The sequence below is a fragment of the Candidatus Poribacteria bacterium genome, from assembly GCA_009839745.1.
Lineage (GTDB): Bacteria > Poribacteria > WGA-4E > WGA-4E > WGA-3G > WGA-3G.
In genome coordinates this window covers 1-2,959 of the sequence record VXPE01000140.1, presented here as the reverse complement: position 1 = coordinate 2,959, position 2,959 = coordinate 1, and the positions used below count along the sequence as shown (strand labels likewise).

General features: G+C 45.0%; 2 protein-coding genes and 1 tRNA gene. All 3 read right to left on the bottom strand.

Translation table 11 applies throughout. From position 1 onward, the window contains the following. Nucleotides 1-53: 53 nt before the first annotated feature. The 3 genes from F4X88_21740 to F4X88_21730 all read right to left on the bottom strand — a co-directional run bounded on the left by F4X88_21740 (nt 54) and on the right by F4X88_21730 (nt 2,954). A complete protein-coding gene (locus F4X88_21740; protein MYA58906.1) occupies nt 54-2,027 on the bottom strand; it encodes a hypothetical protein in 1,974 nt (657 codons plus the stop codon). Beyond that, nucleotides 2,027-2,308 carry a hypothetical protein gene (locus F4X88_21735; protein MYA58905.1) on the bottom strand — a complete coding sequence of 94 codons (282 nt, stop codon included), beginning with the start codon at nt 2,306-2,308 and terminating at the stop codon, nt 2,027-2,029. The genes F4X88_21740 and F4X88_21735 overlap by 1 nt, the downstream gene beginning before the upstream one ends. 572 nt (nt 2,309-2,880) lie before the next feature. Continuing rightward, nucleotides 2,881-2,954: transfer RNA gene (locus tag F4X88_21730), tRNA-Met, on the bottom strand. Nucleotides 2,955-2,959 lie beyond the last annotated feature (5 nt).

Genomic DNA, 2,959 nt, shown 5'->3' with positions numbered 1-2,959 from the left:
GAACATATTACCCCTTCTATGAGGTTATGTCAAACATTATTGCGTAAGTCCTATTATAGGTAAGGTGTCATATCCCACAAATAAATAACCCCATCAAATCCACTGCTTGCAAGCAGACGACCATCTGATGAAAAGGCAAGTGATTGAACGTCAGTGGCGTGCCCCCAGAAGGTGACGATATTTTCACCACTCGCAACTTCCCAGAGACGGATGGAGACTTTAGCAGTTCCTTGCCACCATGCGCCAGAAGCCAGGTACTGGCCGCAAGGTGAAAAGGTTAAAGCGAAAGGATACCGACATCCTTGCGGCTGGAGTATTGTCATACAAATCTCACAATTGAAGGCATCCCACAATCGGATTTCTCTATAAAGTCCCCCGGCAATCATTTCACCACATGGTGAGAACGCTATTGTCTCAATTCTGCCGCTTGGTAATTTGCTCGCTTTAAACATTGCGTTGAACGATTCTACTGATTGTTCAATTTCAGATATCTTTCCCTTATACTTTGTGGCATCTAACAATGGCCTTATTGGTAATTTAGCGATTTCGGTGCCATTCTTAACATTCCATAGTCGGGCGGTGCTATCATCAGATGCACTCACAAGTAACTTTCCCTGGGGACCAAACGCCACAGATTTGATACAATCCCTATGTCCAGTGAAATCTTTCAATTTTCTCGAACGCTGGACATCCCACATATAGATATTACCTGCCGTATCCGCGCTTACCAATAGATGCCCTTTAGGACCGAAAGCAACTACACGAACAGGTTTTTGATGTGCTGTCAACTCAGTAATCAATTCACTTTCCTTAACATCCCATATCTTTACGTTTGTGTCATGACATCCGGCGGCAAGCATATCACCGCTATGCGAAAAATCAAGCGAGTGGATTAAAGTGGGTTGTCCATCTGCAAATGTCATCCGTGCACGTTTACATTCAATATCCCATAATATGGCACCATTGTTTATCCAATATCCGGCCGCCAGCGTTTGGCTATCCGGAGAAAATACAACCGAGGCAGGGGAACTGGTATGCTCTTGGAATACCGAAGATATAGATGCATCTTTAGCAGACCACACCTTAAGTTCAATTGGACTGGAAATAGCCAACTGCTTTCCGTTTGAAAACTGTGCGGTAATTATTGGACCGCAATATTCAAATGTATCTAACTTTTTGCTGCGGAAAGCATCCCAAATAACGACTATGTTGTCACGAATTTCTGCTGCGTGTAGTGTACCATCGAGCGAATAGGAAGGATAAATCTTGGACTTCCCGTAATTGGATTCGATGGTTCGTGTGCCTTTGGCAACATCCCATACGTTCAGTAGACCATCTCGACTCCCCGAGGCGATGAAACGACCACAGGGCGAAAAACTAAGGGCATACACCGAAGATGTCTGTTCAGTGAAGCAACTAATTCTTTCTTTATCCTCCATACTCCATATTAAAATGGTATTGTCTGGGCTTGCATAAGCTAATAACTTATTATCTGAGGAAAGGCAGAGCGGATTCATCGGTAAAAAGGTCCCCGGTTTCTTCTCGGTTTCTCTACCGAATCTGAGGGTTTTGGTGCCTGTTTCCAGATGCCATATATGAACAACTCTATTTTTCCCAGAAACGGCGAGGTATTGTTGATTAGGCGAAAAGATCACTTGGGAAACCTGGGAATCAAATTTAAATCCACTTATTTGCTTCCAAGCCTTTATATCCTGAACATCCCATATTTTAATGTCGCCATCCCAATTACCAGCAGCGAGGAACCTACCATCAGGTGAGAAAGCAACGGACGATACTAACCCTCTTTCGGTGTCCCATAATCCGATAGGAGACATCGTCGGGAGTTCATAAAGCCATATCCCTATGCGTGTTCCAACTACAAACAAAGAGCTACCCGACAAAAACGCTATATCATGGACAGGTCCACGACCTAATCGCGCAATAGCACCGTTGGGCAACGCCAAGTCTGTCGCTCTACCGTCGTGGTGCGATATCTGAAAAGGGGTTGATAGTTCCGTCCGTTGCATCAGGATACTAACCTGTTAACAGTCGTTTTGACAACGATATTCTTCCTCATTTTTACAACTTGATGTGCAACCAGCGGAATTAGAATCCGAATGGCAGTTACAATCAGGATGGCATCCGTTTGCTCCACCACACGAAGCACTTGAACTACAGCGCGAGGTAGGACACGTGGAGTTACCGAGACAGGTACACCCGGAACTAACAGTGAGACTGCGTTTAGCACCTCCACAACAATTTTCCAACTCGTCAGCATTACCATCCGGAGTAGCAGTTCGTTTCCCACCACAGCAACTTGCTGCATCCGTTGGTGTAGGAACAAACATATTCACAGCAAGCGTACCAGCGAAAACCAATCCGCCAGCAAGAAGTGAGACGATTAGCACGCGTCCCACAATACTTTTCGTGTTGAAAAAGGTTTTCATTTTTTTCTCCTCATATAGGAAATTGAAGGTTTGCGTCAAATAATGATGCGCAAATGGCAGGAAACTTGCCTGTTCCTGCTACATCAGAACCAATTTAAAAAATAATAACAGAGTTGTGAAAAACAGTCAATCAAAAAAATCAGGCGGTCTGATGCCTCAGGACGGACGCAACGTTGACGATATCGCGCCCCGTTAGCGGGTAAACTCTAAAAAATACAGACCTTGTTGGAGCCATAGGAGGTAATCTGCTCATGAACTATGTTGCAGATGTTATAGGTAACGTGGGTTTGATAAAAGGGGTATGTCTGAAGATGTCGGGTTTCGCTAATGCTCTACCCGACCTACTTAACGTGAGTTTGATAAAATCGGTATGATTTCCTCAGTAGTTTCGAGAAGCAATTTCGGGGTGGAGAACAGAGAAAGGTTCAAGAAGTTGCAGGGGGGGGATTTGAACCCCCGTCCTCCGGGTTATGAGCCCGACGAGCTACCTGGCTGCTCTACCCTGCGGCAAG